Genomic DNA, 15,198 nt, shown 5'->3' with positions numbered 1-15,198 from the left:
TTCGAGACACGTTTCAACCAATTTGAAAATGACGTCAACATAAAATTCCAGGCGATTGAACAACGCTTTGACAAACTCGAGTTGCGTTTCAACCAATTTGAAAATGACATCAACATAAAGTTTCAGGCAATTGATCAACGCTTTGATAAACTCGAGATGCGTTTCAACCAATTTGAAAATGACGTCAACATGAAGTTTCAGGCGATTGATCAGCGCTTCGATAGAATAGATCAACGCTTTGAGAAGATAGATCAGCGCTTTGAAAAAGTGGAAAACCGCCTTTTGGATATCGACCAGAACTTAGCGTCGTTAAAAAGGGATTCCCACTGGATCAAGGCGCTGATGATGGCAATGGCCTGTGCGATGGTGACAGGCACATTGAAATACATCTTTATCAGCTAGCCAGCCGGCAATTACGGTTGACGCAGCGCATCCAGCTTTCTGCGCTGCGTGCCATCTGGCGTAAAATTGTCTGCTGCCAGCCAGCGCTCAAAGCCCGCTTTCACCTGTGGCCATTCACTATCGATAATCGAAAACCAGCAGGTATCCCGGCTGCGCCCCTTATAGACCATTATCTGACGAAAGGTGCCTTCATACTGAAAACCCAGCCGCAGTGCGGCCTGGCGGGACGGCTGATTACAGCTGTCACATTTCCATTCATACCGCCGGTAGCCCAGCCTATCAAAGGCGTAACACATCAGCAGATAGTGCGCTTCCGTTGCCATGCGGGTCTGTTTAAGCAGCGGTGAAAACACCACATAACCTACTTCCATCACCCCATGCCCGGCTCGATGCGCATCAGCGCCAGCGTACCCACTGCGCGGTTAGTCTGTTGGTCGATAACCGCAAAATGGACATAGTCCGTACTATGCTGACAGGCAGTGGCAAAGGCCAGGTACTGCGCTTCATCGTCGAATGGCTCGACCGGCAGCCAGGTCCAGTCGCGGCCATCGCCCGCCATCGCATAGGCTGCGAACAACTCGCGACCATGATGCGCGGCATCCAGCGGCTCCAGGCGGCAATAGTCTCCGTTGAGCACTTCACCCTGCGGCCGTGGACGGGGCTGCCAGTCAGGCATGGCCGCGCCCAGCGGCTGCCCCCAATCGTTGTAGTGCTGAGACATGATTCCGTTCCTTACAGGAGAGCCAGATGGGCAGCGTGCCACTTTGCTGGCCCGTTAAAAAGCGCCACAATGGTATCAATTGATAGATCCACGGAAAGACAATGCGTAGCCAAAACCACTATTCACTGCTGCTGGCACCCTTAGCGCATGACGCGACACAGACCCTGCAGCAGCAGCTCTACCAGCGCATCCGTCAGGCCATCCTGAGTGGTCAGCTGGCAGCCGGAACACCTCTGCCGTCCACCCGCCAGCTGGCGGTTGAATTAGGCGTTTCACGTAATACGGTGACGGCCGTCTGGTCCCGGCTACAGGCAGAGGGATTTTTGCTGAGTGACCGCCAGGGAAGCCGGGTCAGTGCTCTGGCGCAGCTGCCTGCGCCTGCACATACAGATGCGCCCGATGAAACGTGGCCGGTTGCTGCGCGCGTTGTACCGCTGCACTCCCGCCACCGGCAGTCCGATCACGCGCTGGCGCTGCGTCCCGGCATCCCGGCGCTGTCACACTTCCCGCTGGTGCAGTGGCGACGCGCCCTGAATCAGGCGTCGCAGCAGCCACAGCTGCTGGGCTATGGCGATCCCCTGGGTGAAGCGGACCTGCGTGAAGCCCTCGCGCAGCATCTGACGCTGGCACGCGGCGTGCGCTGTACCCCGGCACAAATTGTGATTACCGAAGGGGCGCAACAGGCATTGACGCTCTGTGTCTCACTGCTTACCAATCGTGGTGATACCGGCTGGGTGGAGGAGCCAGGCTATCGCGGCGCCAAAGCCGCCATGCATCTTGGCGATATGCACGTTGAGCCGATAGCAGTAGATGCACAGGGGCTGGCGCCCACCGCACAGGATTGGCAACAGCGCCCACCGCGTCTGATTTACACCACGCCCACGCATCAGTATCCAACCGGTGCCATCATGAGTGCACCACGTCGTCTGGCGCTGCTGGCAGCGGCACAGCAGCATCAAAGCTGGATTATTGAGGATGATTACGACAGCGACTTCCGCTACAGCGGCGAGCCGATTGCTGCGATGCAAGGCATGATGCAGCCCACGCCGGTCATCTACATTGGGTCGTTCAGTAAGACCCTGTTCCCGGCGCTGCGCATCGGCTATATGGTACTGCCGCCCCAGCTGCTGCCCGTGCTGCGGCCCGCGCTGCATGAACTGTTGCGCGGCGGTCATCGCCCGGCACAACAGGCGCTGGCGCTCTTTCTACGTCGTGGCGACTTCAACCGCCATGTGAGCAAAATGCGCCGGCTGTATCGCCAGCGGCAAACCGTCCTGCGTAGCGCTCTGCAGCACACACTGGGCGCACAGGTTCCCCTGCTGGGCGGCGAGTGCGGCATGCATCTGGTGTTACAGCTGGATCAGGAAATAGATGACAGGGCGCTGGCGGATCGACTGTTTAAGTCCGGTTATGCGCCTGGTGCGCTCTCCGGGTTTTATCTGGGCGCGCAAAAGCAGCAGGGGCTGGTGCTGGGGTATGGCAACACCAGCACCAGCCAGATCGCGGCGGGCATCGCGCACATTGCGCGCCTGCTTAACCTTTAAAGAAGATGTCGCCAGATTTGCCCATGACGATCTTGCCGCTATCGTCACTGATCAGGATGTAGTTCGCATTGATATAGGTCCAGTGCGTACCTTCCTGTGGCGCTGGCAGGTGGCGCTGCTGCCACTCAACGATGGTGTACTGCTTTTTACGGTACTCATCCGGGACGATATCGCCGACTTTATACTCTTTGTAGTCGATGATAATGGTGCTGAGTTCGTAGTTATTCGCCGCAGACGGGAGCTGACCCGGACCATTTTGTGAAGGGCGGATCGGCGCGACATCGCCGCTCGATTCTGCCGGCTCATTGCTGGCAGGCGCGTCGGCGGCTGGTGCCTGCGTGGCCGCATCCGGTGCGGTTTGCTGAACCTGAGGCGGCGTCGGTACGGTATCCGTTTGCTCGCCCTCAGCCAGCGCTGCTGGCGTCAGGCTCAAAGCGCCCAGAAAAATTCCTGCTGAAAGAAGGTTGACGTGTGTCCTGCGCATTGGTGATTCCCACTCTGGTTAATTATTCATTGTCCATGTTACTGACAAGCACAGCTCGCGGAAGGTTCCCGCGTCGCGCTTTAGCGCGTCAATGTTCGTCGCACAGCATACCTCAGCATGGCTTTTTTTCGCGCGGTAAAATTGCAAGCAAGCATGAGAAAACGGCAGGAAATTTCAACGTAGATGGGTGATTTACGCCACCAGCCCGTAAGCGGTGGCGGCAGGCATTATGGGTTGACCGGAATCACCGATCCTTTGTACTGCTGGCGAATAAATTCTGCGGTTTGCTTTGACTCCAGATCGCTGGCCAGCTGCAGAATACGCGGGTCTTTAGCCAGTTTTGGTGTTGTTACCAATACGTTCGCGTATGGATTATCCTTCGCCTGCTCCAGCGCCAGCGCATCACGCGACGGCACCAGCCCGGCCTGCAGCGCATAGTTGCCGTTGATGATCGCCAGCTGTGCATCGTCCAGTGCACGCGGCAGCTGTGGTGCTTCCACTTCAATAATCTTGAGGCGATGCGGGTTATCGACGATATCAGCAGACGTTGCCAGCGTCGTGGCACTGCTGTTTTTCAGTGTGATAAGGCCGCTGGCCTGCAGCAGATAGAGCGCACGGCTCAGGTTAGTGACGTTATTGGGCACGGCCACCTGCGCGCCCTCTGGCAAATCTTTCAGCGTCTTCACTTTGTGTGAATAGATTCCCAGCGGTTCAATGTGCACCGTTGCCACGACGGCAAATTTTTCACCGAGCGCTTTTTCCTGATCGCGCAGATATGGCACATGCTGGAAATAGTTAGCATCTACATCACCGCGCGCCAGCAGTTCATTGGCGTTGAGGTTACCGTTGAGTTCGATCACCTCAAGATCGAGTTTTTTATCCGTGGCTTTAATGTGGTTGAGAATTTCACTGTGCGGCACCGGATCGGCTGCAACCCGCAGTGCAGCGGCGGACGCACTGGTGCTGAACAGAGAGAACAATGCCAGCGTAGCTATCATCTTTTTATGCATGGGTTTTCCTTACTGTTTTTATGATTTATCGGTGATAAGGGCATCGGCGTAGTAGCGCTCTGCCACATCGCGATGAGAGCGCAGGCGCCCTTTGAGATAGTTCCAGCCCACATCGCGCAACAGCGGATTGGCGGGATCGCGGGTCAGGCCGCGCGCTTCAGCGGCCAGTGCCGGTGGCAGGCTATACACCGGTACTTCCGCATCCAGTTGCGCACCCAGAAAAAAGGCGATTGATACACGCTCCTGGCCTGCGGCAGGTGATTTCACCCGATGTACCGTCGCACGCAGATAACCCTGCGTAGCGATCTCCAGCAGTTCGCCGATGTTCACCACAAATGCCCCGGGTTTTGGCAGCGCATCGACCCACGTATTCGGGGCCACTTCCACCTGCAGGCCGGGTTGACGGTCCTGCAGCAGGAAGGTCAAAAATCCGGAGTCTTTATGCGCGCCAACACCTTGCTGGCTGGCACCGGTTGCCTGGCCGGGATAACGAATTAATTTCACATGCTCATTGGGATGGCTGCCGTACAACGCATCAAAGGCGGTTGGCGGCAGGGAAAGTGATTTGGCAAAGGCACGCAGCAGACGCAGCGCTACGTGGGTCATCGCCTGCTGCCAGGCGTGAATGAGTGGCCGCAGCTGCGGCAGGGCTTCCGGCCACAGATTTGGCCCCTGCAGGCGCTTCCATGGCGGATCGCCGGGTAGTAGCTGCAGCGCCTCGCGTTCGGCACCGATATCGAACTGTTCACGCTGATCGCGCTGTTCACGGGTATATTCCACGCCTGCCCGGTTGTAGCCACGAAAATGCGGTGAGTGAATCATGGAGACACGCTGCTTCTCCGCATCCGGCAGGGCAAAAAAAGTCCGGGTAATGCTCTGCACGTTCTGCAATAACTGTGAAGAGATGCCATGATTAACCAGATAGAAAAAGCCGACGTCACGCGCGGTGGTGCGCAACTCCGCGAGATAAGGCGCCTGTTCTGCCTCCGGCAGCTCCAGCCGTGCCAAATCCAGTACCGGTAAAGAATCCGCCATTGCTTTGCTTCCCTGTGGGAGAAATATTCTGCCTTAACGCTGACATTCACTGCCGTTTCCAGCCAATACTGTTGCGCGATAAGTTATGGCGAATGATTTTTAGGAGAGCTTTAGCAATCGATATGCAAAAAGCGGTAAATCATCTCCGCTTACCGCTATAATCGCGCCGATCAATGTTGCCCACCGATACACACCGCAGGAGACGCCAGATGAACCAGGGTCCATTAACCGAAAAAGAGCTGAGCTGGCTGGACGATATGCTGGAGAAATACGGCAATGAACAGTCAGTGGTGGATACCTCTGAGCTGGATGGTCTGCTGACCGCGCTGCTGTCCGGCCCTAATGATATCGAGCCGAGCGAATGGCTGGTGGCGATGTGGGGCGGCCAGAAGCAGATTCCCAAATGGGCGAACGAGCGCGAAATGGATCGCTTTATGACGCTGACGTTCCAGCATCTCAACGATATCGCCGAGCGCCTGGCGGAGTATCCGGAGCAGTTCGATCCGCTGTTTGGCCTGCAGGAGATGGAAGGCCAGGAGTTCACCGTGGTGGAGGATTGGTGTTACGGCTATATGCGCGGCGTGGCGCTGGATGCCGACTGGTCGCTGCTGCCTGCCTCGCTGCAGCCAGCCTTACAGGCTATCGCCCTGCACGGCAGCGAGGCGCATCTGGCGCAGCGCGAAAGTTTTACCCCGGAAGCGTTTGAAGCCAGCCTGGATGCGATCCGCCCGGCGGCGCTGGAGCTGCATGAGTACTGGCAGGAACAGCGCATGGCGCAGCCCGATCCTGAGCCACAGCTGCCGCATTTTGCCGGTGAGAAAACCGGACGCAACGATCCCTGCCCGTGCGGCAGCGGTAAGAAGTTCAAGCAGTGCTGCCTGAATAAATCGTAAAGTTGCAGCTTTGTTGCGCGGCTCAACTGCCGCGCATTCGCTATGCAGCCGGTTTCACTTCCGTTACCCATGTCGGTAACTGCCACGCGCCGCCAGCACGAATGGCGCGGCACATGCCGGTAGTGGCGTCGCTGCTCTGCGTAAACTGTTTCCCATCCCAGACCCATGCCGCCGTGCTCCAGCAATCCCCGATACCGCGCCCTTTCTGCGCTTCAGAAATCACCCCTTCACGGTAATCAGATCCGGAATCGGTGATCAGCTGCGGCTGCCCCTGCAACGCTTTATCCATCAGCCAGTAACCATATCCTTCGTTATAGGCACCGCGCCAGCACAGGGCAGCGATCAGCACGTGCGTATCGTCCACCGCGGTCAGCGTGGGCGGCTCAGCGCCCTCTTCCGGCTGATCGTCGACCGGCGCAAGGTTGTCACAGCTGTCATCATCGGTCAGGGAGGCGATGAGCTTAGGCTTAATCAGCGCCAGCTCATCCACCGTTAACGGACGCGGATCGGCTTTTGCGACCTTAACCTGCAGGATCACTGGCAACGCCATGGCGGCCGGAACACGACTTTCCGGCTGATTGCCTTTGCGCACCAGCGCACCCGGCGTGTTGAGACGCCCTTGCGCATCGTCCATTTTCAGCAGCGTGGCAAATGCGCCATTACTGGAGAGATCGAATGGCTCAGCGCCGCCGCGAAACTCCACTTTCCCGCTGCCTTTGATGGCGCTAATCAGCGCCTGAGTTTGCGCATCGGTAAGGGTCCATTCGTCATTTTCCGCTTTCACCACATTGCCCAGCGCGCGATCGTCAATCCACAGCGCCAGCGTATCCACCTGCTTTGAGTCATCGTCGCCGGTATCGGCCAGCACGACGCGCCCGTGCGTGACCGTATCCGGCCCGCCTTGTCGCGTCAGTAATACCGAGCCGCCGGCACCGTCTTCGGCGCTATACCCTGCCGCGCGACAGGTCAGCGTATTATCACAGGCCAGCTCCCAGTCTTTATGACTAAAGGAGACACCATCCTCTGCCAGCAGCGGCGCGCTCAGGCTGGCGAGCAGCGACAGCGCCAGCAGCAATCGGGTTTTCATGCCATCTCTCCATAATGGTAAAGGTGGCTAGTGTGATGAGTTTTAGCACGGGCGAGAAGTGAATTTTTTGCGGCGTTGCTTATTCCGTGATCGGCTGCGGTTGGCGGACACGAAGACGCGGTCACAGCGAGCCCGACACGCTGCCCCTTACGGGCAGCAGCGCACACTCAGAGGTGGGTGTAATAGGCCGGGGTATCGAGTTCGCTAAGCAGGCCCGGGCGCGTGGCGGACCAGTCGAGCAGTGCACGCGTACGTGCGCTGGAGACCGCCATGTTCCCTGCGGCCATATTGGCAAACCAGCCGAAGTGCTCGCGATCTTTTTCGCCCGCCGGTAAGCCCAGCTGTCGGCCCAGGGTCTCTGCAATTGTGCGGAACGGCACCGCTTCATCCGCTACGGCATGGTAGACGCGTTCGGTCACGCCCTGCTCCAGGGCCAGGCGGTAAACGCGCGCGGCGTCGCGACGGTGCACGCCCGACCAGCAGTTTTGCCCGTCGCCGTGCCACGCAGCGATCCCCGTCTGCCGCGCCAGCCGTACCAGGATAGCGATAAAACCGTGATCGCCCAGACCATGCACCGACGGCGAAAGCCGTACGCTGGCAACGTGCACGCCGCGCTGTGAAAGCGCCAGCGCAGCGGCTTCCGACTGACGCGGCGAGACAGGTTCAGGGGAATCCAGCTCAGTAGCATCGCGGGCCATTCCGGATAAGCCTGACGTCACCAGCAACATACGATCTGAACCGGCAATCGCCTCGCCCAATAGCGTAATCACCTGCCGGTCCTGCTCGCAGTTAGCGGCAAAGCGCGAGAAATCATGGTTGAAGGCGGTGTGAACGATAGCATCGGCGGATTGCGCCGCGCGACGTAAGAGCGCCGCATCCTCCAGCGATCCGTGGATCACCTGCGCGCCTGTCGCAGCCAGCGCAGCGGCTTTATCTGCGGAACGCGCCAGGCCGGTGACGGTATGGCCGGCCGCCAGCAAATCGTCCACGACTGCCGATCCTACCCAGCCGGTCGCGCCTGTAACAAATACATGCATGGTCTCTCTCCTGAAGTCTTAAACGCGAATATTTCGTCGTGTTTATATGATGCGCGCTGGCGAGAGGCCGCGCTATTCGCATCATTCTTCAGGCGTCAACCACCGCTGAGAGCGCACTGCATCCGGGTTGGCAGCATAAAGCGTGCACGCATTACCAACAGGTATTCAGGTTTTACAACGCCGCCACAATTTGTTGCCTTAACCACTGATGGGCAGGATCGCGATGCAGACGCTCATGCCACAGCATCAAGATATCAAAGCCCTCTATCGCCAGCGGCGGTTCTGCCACCGTGAGCTGCGCCGCATGGCGCACCAGACGCGCGGGCAAAACGGCAACCAGATCGCTGTTTGCCAACACATCCAGCATAAACAGGAAGTGCGGCACCGAGAGCGCCACCCGGCGGCTGAGGCCGAGTTTTGCCAGCGCGTTATCCGTGGCGGCACTGAATCCACCGCCGTCGGGCGAGACGATCACAAACTCCAGCTGGCAAAAGGCCTCCAGCGAAGGGGGCTGCTGAAGCTGCGGATGATCGCGCCGGCCTGCCAGCACGTAACGCTCACTGAAGAGTTTGCGCTGATGCAGCGTCGGCGGTGCGTTATCACCGGTATGGAACACCATATCCAGCTCACCTTTTTCCAGCTGCTGCGCCACCAACGGCGGATTGAGTGCGAACACCGCCGTGCGACTGCGCGGTGCGGCGGCACTTATCAGGTTGAGCGCCGGCAGAATCAGCGCGGAGGACATGTAATCGGTGGCGGCAATACGCCAGGTAAGATCGGCCTGAGCAGGCTCAAAGGCGTCAGGCGGTGCCACCGCGCGCTGTAGCGTTTCCAGGGCCAGCTGCAGCGGTGCGCGCAGTGCCTCGGCACGCGCAGTCGGCAGCATGCCGCGCGGGCCCGGCAGTAACAGCGGATCGTCAAACACGGCACGCAACCTTGCCAGCTGGGCACTCACCGAAGGCTGTGACAGATGGAGACGCTGTGCGGCACGCGTGACATTCAGCTCTTGCAGCAGCACGTTCAGCGTGTGCAGCAAGTTCAAATCCAGCGCATTGATATTCATCCTGTCTATACCTGTGATATCAGCAATTGATTTCTACTATATTCAGCCCGTGCTTAAGCTGCAGCTGTTTTCATTTCACAGGATTTCGCCATGAAGATACTGATTGTTTATGCCCATCCGGAGCCGCGCTCTCTGAGTGGTTCGCTGAAAGAGTTTGCCGTTGACCATTTGCAAAGAGCCGGACATCAGGTTCAGGTCTCTGATCTCTACGCCATGCAGTGGAAAGCGCAGCTGGACGCCGCGGATACGCTGGCACCTCTGGTGGGTGCGCATTACGATGCAACGCAGGATTCACGATTCGCTTTTGATAACCAGATGCAACCCGCCGATATCACCGCCGAGCAGGAGAAATTACGCTGGGCCGATATGGTGATTTTTCAGTTCCCGCTGTGGTGGTTCTCGATGCCTGCCATCATGAAGGGCTGGTTTGACCGGGTATACGCTAACGGATTTGCTTACGGCGTGGGCGAGCACAATGATCGGCACTGGGGCGATCGCTACGGCGAAGGCAATCTTACCGGCAAACGCGCCATGCTGGTGGTCACCACCGGCGGCTGGGAATCGCACTATAGCCCGCGCGGCATTAACGGCCCCATTGATGACCTTCTGTTTCCGATTCAGCACGGCATGTTGTTCTATCCCGGCTTTAGCGTGCTGCCACCGCTGGTTTTTTATCGCGTGCAGAAATCCGCGCAGGCGCGCTTCAACGGTTGGTGCGATGCTCTGGCGGCCCGGCTGGATACTTTAGCGGATGCAGAACCTATCGCGTTCCGCCGCCAGAACGGCGGTGATTACGAGATTCCGGCCCTGACGCTCAAGGATGAATTTGCAGCGGGAGAGAGCGGATTTGGCGTGCATGTGGTGCGGAATTCGGGAGACGTGAGTCGCTAAAATGTAAATCCGGCTTAGGGCTTAGTGCTGCTTAGTCAGGCGTTGAATATGCACATCGCACGTTGCGTAGCGGCGCGATTTATCGCGCGATAGATAGCGCCGTTACGGCGTGCGCTGACTGCGGCATGGGCTTTAGTTTTAACTGAAGTACGGTGAGCATCATGGCTGGGTTTATTTCCCGAGAAAGGTAATCGCATCTTTTCCCCGGGCATCTGAAGTGATTTTAAAGTTAGAGAGTAATATGAAGTGGTTTGCGGTTTTCTCATTGGTGACGTTATAGGAAACAGCATAACGCACGTCTTTTTTGAAAGAGTAGTTAAGTATTGGAAGACAATCCCCTTTTTGCACATACAAACCGCCATCGTTAAAAAAATGCATGACCGGTTTATCGTCCTCCGAAAACACACGGAAAGAGAGGAGTTTTTCATTCTGATTAAGCGGCGAGACAACACAGACATGATTGGCCTGAAGGCGTACTGATGCTGTTTTTTGTTCAATAAAGCGGTCGCCAGGCCCGGGACAACCTGCCAGGAAAAACGCTGACAAAATTAATATTCCCTTTCTCATCTCTAACCTCTTCCGGTAACAATTTTCTTATACAGGTCAGGAATAGTCTTTAAATCCTGCTTCCCCCGGTAGTGTCCGCCTCTGCCGGGATGTTGAATGAATCTCCAGCTTTGCAGGCAGCAACATGAAAGATAGTAATATTAACTTCAATTTTATTCATCTGGCAAAAAGCCTCATCTTTGAAAAACATAACCTGGATCAAATTCACGATTAAATATCAGAATAGCTACCGATTAGTTAAAAAAGGTCGATTTGAAAAAACGGGCACGGGTGCTCTATTCAGGGCCATCCAAAAAGACTATGTCATTAAATGGAATACAAAGAAAACAACCATGAAACTCATTTTTGCAGCAGATACGCTGAGAAAAGGGATTATTGAATTCCCTCTCGGGGGCTACAGATATGAGTTTTAGAAAAGACTTTTCAAATATAGCTTAACCAACTTAAGGTAGGTGGTATATTTTATATCATTTTTATTTACAGCATAAAAAATATGTAACACAGCCATAACAGCGATGACGCTAAAGAAAAAAACGCTTCCTTCGAATTCTCCCACAAATAAAAACGCAACGAGAAAGAAAATGCACATGTAAAAATATATGGCAATTACTGAAAAGGCATCATTAGAAAAATATGATATTGCAGAACATAGCGTGATTCTGGCAACACCCTCTTCACTAAGCTTTTTAACCAAATTTTTATAGGGCATTCTAAAAGATAGTAACTCAGCCTTGCTAAAATTATTGCTCTTAATCTTCAACTCTATTTTTTGCAGTCTTCTCTGCGTTTTCTCGTTCATGCTAACGCATTCCTTTTCTGTCAGGATTAACAAGCAGGTTGAAATTCAGTTAATCAGAATATTTTTACTATCCTTCCCTGGTAATCTTACCTCAATTGCTTATGCACCGTCGATATCTGCTGTTTATAAAAAAAATAAAGTTCAAATTCACAATAAGCAATTTTATAAATACAGATTGTAAAAATTAGTCTACACCCATAACAGCCATAACCACTTCATCAGGTGCATGATATACATTGAGGTAAACGACGTATCCGGTTCTGCCTTGAGGCCGCCACTCTTCCCCGAACTCTGTCATCCCCTCAAGTTTGTAATTACTACTAAGTAAATATTCTCTTAATTGCTTTGCGTCATTCACATTGTAGAATGTGATAACGTTCGCTTCTGGTTTGTTACCGTCTTGCGCATCATAATGAATACTGTAATTATCAGAAATAAGAGGAGACTTTTTGATCACTTCTGGCGTCAGCAACGCGTAGTAAGCCCAGTTCGATCGGGTATATTTCGCACTATCAATAAGAAAAATTCTTATGATAAAAACAAAAAGCACAACAATAACCAAGATGACAACAAGCAAAGTAAGTTTCTTTCCAGAGTTGTTTCCTTTCAACATATGCAGCTATCTCGCTTAAAAATGCATATCACTACTTACTTTTAATTTTGACAATGTCTGATTTAAACTTCTTAAAATGTAAAATCAACATCATTTATCAAATCAGCTTAAATTTTAAGCGCAAAGATAACTAACCTACTGTGTTTCAGGTGTCTATATGTTTAAGCTAAAGATATTTAAACTGAGAGCTGCATCACAGCGTTTTGTATTGTTTTAACAGTGCATAAAAATCACTTATAAAAAGAACACTCCGATTAATTTTTTATTACGAGCTTTTGTAACTCAACCCAGCAATGAAAGATTCAACTCGGAGACCACTGACACTTTCCTTTTATAAAACTAAGCGGTATCTTAAGTTTTAATCAGCATCGGTCAGTTTAAAATCGATACGCAAAGGTGGCAATAAAAAGACATTATGCTTCATCACTTATAAAAAAACCGATGGAAAATTCATTTCTGGGTGGAAGCTATCGGACACTCAATCAGCCGACTTAATAGGTAATAGCAATGTCTTTTAATGAAAATGAATCAGCGCTTATGAACATTATTGACGCGTTTACATCAGGTGAAATCGCAGCTCCGGATTTTGAAAAAAAATACTCCGTTGCATGGAGGATCTACAGAGATTCATTGGAGGCACAAAGTGCTGATATCTTCACTCAGAGGTTTTTTGACTCAGTTTTCTCAGTGATTGATTGTTACTGCTCAGATCCTGAGTTAATTGATGAGGATGATTTAAACGATGATGAATTACTCAATGAAGTATCGGGCCTCAAAGCCTCGTGGGACAAGCGTCTTACTTAAATAGTATAATTGATAATGATAACGAAGGTTTATTCATTGACTAATACTGAGGTCAAGGTCCTGAAAGTCATGGCAGAAGAAAACAGAGAATGGACCTGGATGATACTGGATCGCACGCTTGCAACTCGAAGCATTTCCAGATTTGGCAATGTCGCGAAGATAGTCATTAGTTTGATGAACACTGGATGGTAGAACCTGATTATAACGACAATCTATCCAGAGCACGTTACCGACCTTAAAACTCCCTCAACTGGAGGGAGAAGTGCAGAGCCCGATTTGAAAGCAGAGAGTTCGCGTTACTCAATGTACGGGCAGTATTCACCCGCATCGCCGCTGTCTATTGATGAATATTTCAGCACAGATTTTTTATGAGAAAAATATTATGAATTTATAAAGATGACGAGCTCTTTGACTCGCCGTTTAATAAATTAGTCATATAACCAGCGTCCAGCCTTCGCTGACTCTATGAGCATTTGAATAGTTAGCAATTTAGGTTTTGATTCCGGGATCTTATGTGTTTTGGTACGAAGAAGATTAGGAAAAAGACCTTTCTCATAAGGCCAATATGAAATGAAGTTAAAGTTGCTACTGTCGACATCAAAACGTTGGAAGTAGTCTTTCATTATTTCATCCCCAGTTTCTCTTGCCCAGGGATACTTCCCGGCGTTCAAGCTTGTTTCTGGCGTTAATGCTGGTTTGCTTTTTGCAAAGAGCGGCTTGGTATTGTAGTTTTTTTCATACCACTCAATTACTGCTTTTTCGATATCACTCACCATAACCGATCATCCTCTCTTGCAATGCGATTATAGGTAACTAAAGAGTTGAATCCTATCTGCGCAACATCATTCATCACAAAGCCAATACCTAAAATCGGTATCCAACGCCCGGCAAACGCCCCCAGGTTTGTTACATAGCTAAAACGTAGATGCCGAATACTTTCATTGGTCAGCGTGGGCCAACGGTTGATACCAGAAATAGTTTATATAATGAGAAAGATAGTAAGTTACTGAATTCCAGATACAGGAAAAGCCAACCTCGAGCGAGCTAGCTGCATTGTGTGCGAAGGCCGGACTCGAATTTCACACCTAATAGACTGATATCAATGTAGTTTATAATCAGGAATGAATAGTTATACCCTCACTTGTACCCACAAGTTAAAATACGTACAAAAAACAGACATTGCGAGTGGGTATAAAGCCATACCAGTAGAACACTGTTATGGCTGTAGAAGCAAGACTCAGGCAGGCAGGAACGTTTTCTTCAGAGGCACCAAAAGTTTAGTTTCGATATCAACTTGTTCGTAGTTCTCAATAAGCGCACGGACGAGATCATCAAGTGTCCAGAGCGTCAGTGGTATTGTCGAACGGTCGGCTTCATATCGAGCATCTTTCGTAAAACCCCCTGTACTAACATAAAGCCCGCGATCGTCTTTATGGCGACCGCCGATAAAGCTGCGTATCTGTTGGCTTCCCATCTGTTCCCTGCGGTGCTTTACTTCAACGATGATACGCGGATTTTCAAAACCGAACCCATCAGGTGAAGCAATGATGTCTTTACCCCGATCGGCTCCCGCAGGTGAGACCTGCGTTTTATAGCCCATACTGCGTAAAACTCCGGCAACAAGATTTTGCATCTCATCCCAGTCAAGAGAGTTGATACGATCTTTGATACCCTCAAACGCCAGCATTTCCATATCGCGAAGCGATCAGAAACAACCTCATCTTCATCCATCGCAATTGGATTCTGAGTAATTACATCTGCAGTGGGTTTCTTATCCTGCAAAAGCTCTTCTAGCGCATATTCTGGAAGCTGGAAAACCGTCAGCGTAGAACCCAATGTGTTTTTGGTAGCAACAGACAGTCTATCGCGGTCGATTTCTTGAGTATTCCATTTAACCTGCCGAGCGATACCCATCCCCTCTTCCACCCATTCAGGATGATACTGGAAGTCTGAAGTAACTTTGCCTAGCAAATAAGTACGGTTGGCTGGCGAATAGGTAATAACCCAATCACTCTTTTGGATCTCATTCACAAAACGCCAGACCTGCGATGCACCAGAACGGGCTGTTCCCAGCTTTGTTAAGGGATCTGCCTCCTGATATAAGGCGAGTAACTGGGCTCGGGACAGGCCGGGTTTAACTAATGGAGCCAGCTGAGACCAACCGATACCTACAATTTGCTTATCGCGAAAATCGTCATAGAGCTTGCCGCCGTCACCGCGGATCATCCACATTCTGTTGCCCATACCC

The 15,198-nt window shown here is 52.4% G+C and carries 15 protein-coding genes and 3 pseudogenes; 5 read left to right on the top strand and 13 right to left on the bottom strand.

The annotated features are described in order from the left end of the window. On the top strand, positions 1–402 hold a 402-nt coding region (locus HA48_RS22050), incomplete at its 5' end, for a hypothetical protein (RefSeq protein ID WP_158086966.1). 11 nt (positions 403–413) lie between these two features. Here HA48_RS22050 and HA48_RS11955 read toward each other — a convergent pair. Beyond that, positions 414–1,123: pseudogene (locus HA48_RS11955) on the bottom strand (GNAT family N-acetyltransferase). Positions 1,124–1,224: 101 nt separating this feature from the next. On the opposite strand from HA48_RS11955, the gene pdxR reads away from it, so the two are divergent. Continuing rightward, positions 1,225–2,667: a MocR-like pyridoxine biosynthesis transcription factor PdxR gene (gene pdxR, locus HA48_RS11950; protein WP_128601508.1), complete on the top strand. Its 1,443-nt coding sequence runs from the start codon at positions 1,225–1,227 to the stop codon at positions 2,665–2,667. Here the strand turns inward: pdxR and HA48_RS11945 are convergent. From HA48_RS11945 to HA48_RS11935, 3 genes are all read right to left on the bottom strand, one after another. Next, a complete protein-coding gene (locus HA48_RS11945; protein WP_128601507.1) occupies positions 2,657–3,151 on the bottom strand; it encodes an RcnB family protein in 495 nt (164 codons plus the stop codon). The genes pdxR and HA48_RS11945 overlap by 11 nt on opposite strands. Before the next feature lie 227 nt (positions 3,152–3,378). Beyond that, the gene (locus HA48_RS11940; protein WP_128601506.1) at positions 3,379–4,161 is read right to left on the bottom strand and encodes a MetQ/NlpA family ABC transporter substrate-binding protein; all 783 of its coding nucleotides are present in this window, start codon (positions 4,159–4,161) and stop codon (positions 3,379–3,381) included. An 18-nt stretch (positions 4,162–4,179) separates the two neighbouring features. Then, positions 4,180–5,196 carry an isopenicillin N synthase family dioxygenase gene (locus HA48_RS11935; protein ID WP_128601505.1) on the bottom strand — a complete coding sequence of 339 codons (1,017 nt, stop codon included), beginning with the start codon at positions 5,194–5,196 and terminating at the stop codon, positions 4,180–4,182. Positions 5,197–5,405: 209 nt separating this feature from the next. Here HA48_RS11935 and HA48_RS11930 point away from each other — a divergent pair, with 209 nt between their 5' ends. Then, entirely contained in the window at positions 5,406–6,089 is a 684-nt protein-coding gene (locus tag HA48_RS11930; RefSeq protein ID WP_128601504.1) for a YecA/YgfB family protein, read from the top strand. 40 nt (positions 6,090–6,129) lie between these two features. Here HA48_RS11930 and HA48_RS11925 read toward each other — a convergent pair whose 3' ends face one another. The 3 genes from HA48_RS11925 to HA48_RS11915 form a co-directional block, all read right to left on the bottom strand. Continuing rightward, positions 6,130–7,176 (bottom strand): DUF1176 domain-containing protein, encoded by a 1,047-nt coding sequence (locus HA48_RS11925; protein ID WP_128601503.1) that lies wholly within the window; start codon positions 7,174–7,176, stop codon positions 6,130–6,132. Between the two features lie 167 nt (positions 7,177–7,343). Beyond that, a complete protein-coding gene (locus HA48_RS11920; RefSeq protein ID WP_128601502.1) occupies positions 7,344–8,213 on the bottom strand; it encodes an SDR family oxidoreductase in 870 nt (289 codons plus the stop codon). A gap of 172 nt (positions 8,214–8,385) precedes the next feature. Continuing rightward, a complete protein-coding gene (locus HA48_RS11915; protein ID WP_128601501.1) occupies positions 8,386–9,276 on the bottom strand; it encodes a LysR family transcriptional regulator in 891 nt (296 codons plus the stop codon). A gap of 90 nt (positions 9,277–9,366) precedes the next feature. On the opposite strand from HA48_RS11915, the gene HA48_RS11910 reads away from it, so the two are divergent. Beyond that, complete coding sequence (locus tag HA48_RS11910; protein WP_128601500.1) at positions 9,367–10,167, top strand: NAD(P)H-dependent oxidoreductase; 801 nt, start codon at positions 9,367–9,369, stop codon at positions 10,165–10,167. Between the two features lie 171 nt (positions 10,168–10,338). Here HA48_RS11910 and HA48_RS11905 read toward each other — a convergent pair whose 3' ends face one another. From HA48_RS11905 to HA48_RS11895, 3 genes are all read right to left on the bottom strand, one after another. Next, positions 10,339–10,734: a putative T6SS immunity periplasmic lipoprotein gene (locus HA48_RS11905; protein ID WP_128601499.1), complete on the bottom strand. Its 396-nt coding sequence runs from the start codon at positions 10,732–10,734 to the stop codon at positions 10,339–10,341. Between the two features lie 409 nt (positions 10,735–11,143). After that, the gene (locus HA48_RS11900; protein ID WP_128601498.1) at positions 11,144–11,533 is read right to left on the bottom strand and encodes a hypothetical protein; all 390 of its coding nucleotides are present in this window, start codon (positions 11,531–11,533) and stop codon (positions 11,144–11,146) included. Positions 11,534–11,717: 184 nt separating this feature from the next. Beyond that, the gene (locus HA48_RS11895; RefSeq protein ID WP_128601497.1) at positions 11,718–12,146 is read right to left on the bottom strand and encodes a hypothetical protein; all 429 of its coding nucleotides are present in this window, start codon (positions 12,144–12,146) and stop codon (positions 11,718–11,720) included. 507 nt (positions 12,147–12,653) lie between these two features. Between HA48_RS11895 and HA48_RS11890 the strand changes: the two genes are divergently transcribed. Then, positions 12,654–12,950, top strand: a complete 297-nt coding sequence (locus HA48_RS11890; RefSeq protein WP_128601496.1) for a colicin immunity domain-containing protein — start codon at positions 12,654–12,656, stop codon at positions 12,948–12,950. Positions 12,951–13,378: 428 nt separating this feature from the next. Here HA48_RS11890 and HA48_RS11880 read toward each other — a convergent pair whose 3' ends face one another. The 3 genes and pseudogenes from HA48_RS11880 to HA48_RS11875 all read right to left on the bottom strand — a co-directional run bounded on the left by HA48_RS11880 (position 13,379) and on the right by HA48_RS11875 (position 15,194). Beyond that, positions 13,379–13,726, bottom strand: coding sequence for a DUF1493 family protein (locus HA48_RS11880; RefSeq protein ID WP_128601495.1), 348 nt, complete (start codon positions 13,724–13,726; stop codon positions 13,379–13,381). After that, positions 13,720–13,917: pseudogene (locus tag HA48_RS22945) on the bottom strand (STM2901 family protein); the annotation flags it as partial. The gene HA48_RS11880 and the pseudogene HA48_RS22945, both read right to left, overlap by 7 nt. Before the next feature lie 270 nt (positions 13,918–14,187). After that, positions 14,188–15,194: pseudogene (locus tag HA48_RS11875) on the bottom strand (restriction endonuclease). Between the last annotated feature and the right edge of the window lie 4 nt (positions 15,195–15,198).

Source organism: Pantoea wallisii, from assembly GCF_002095485.1.
Classification (GTDB): domain Bacteria; phylum Pseudomonadota; class Gammaproteobacteria; order Enterobacterales; family Enterobacteriaceae; genus Pantoea; species Pantoea wallisii.
The sequence above is the reverse complement of the archived record's forward strand: the minus strand, read 5'-3'. Positions and strand labels throughout refer to the sequence as shown.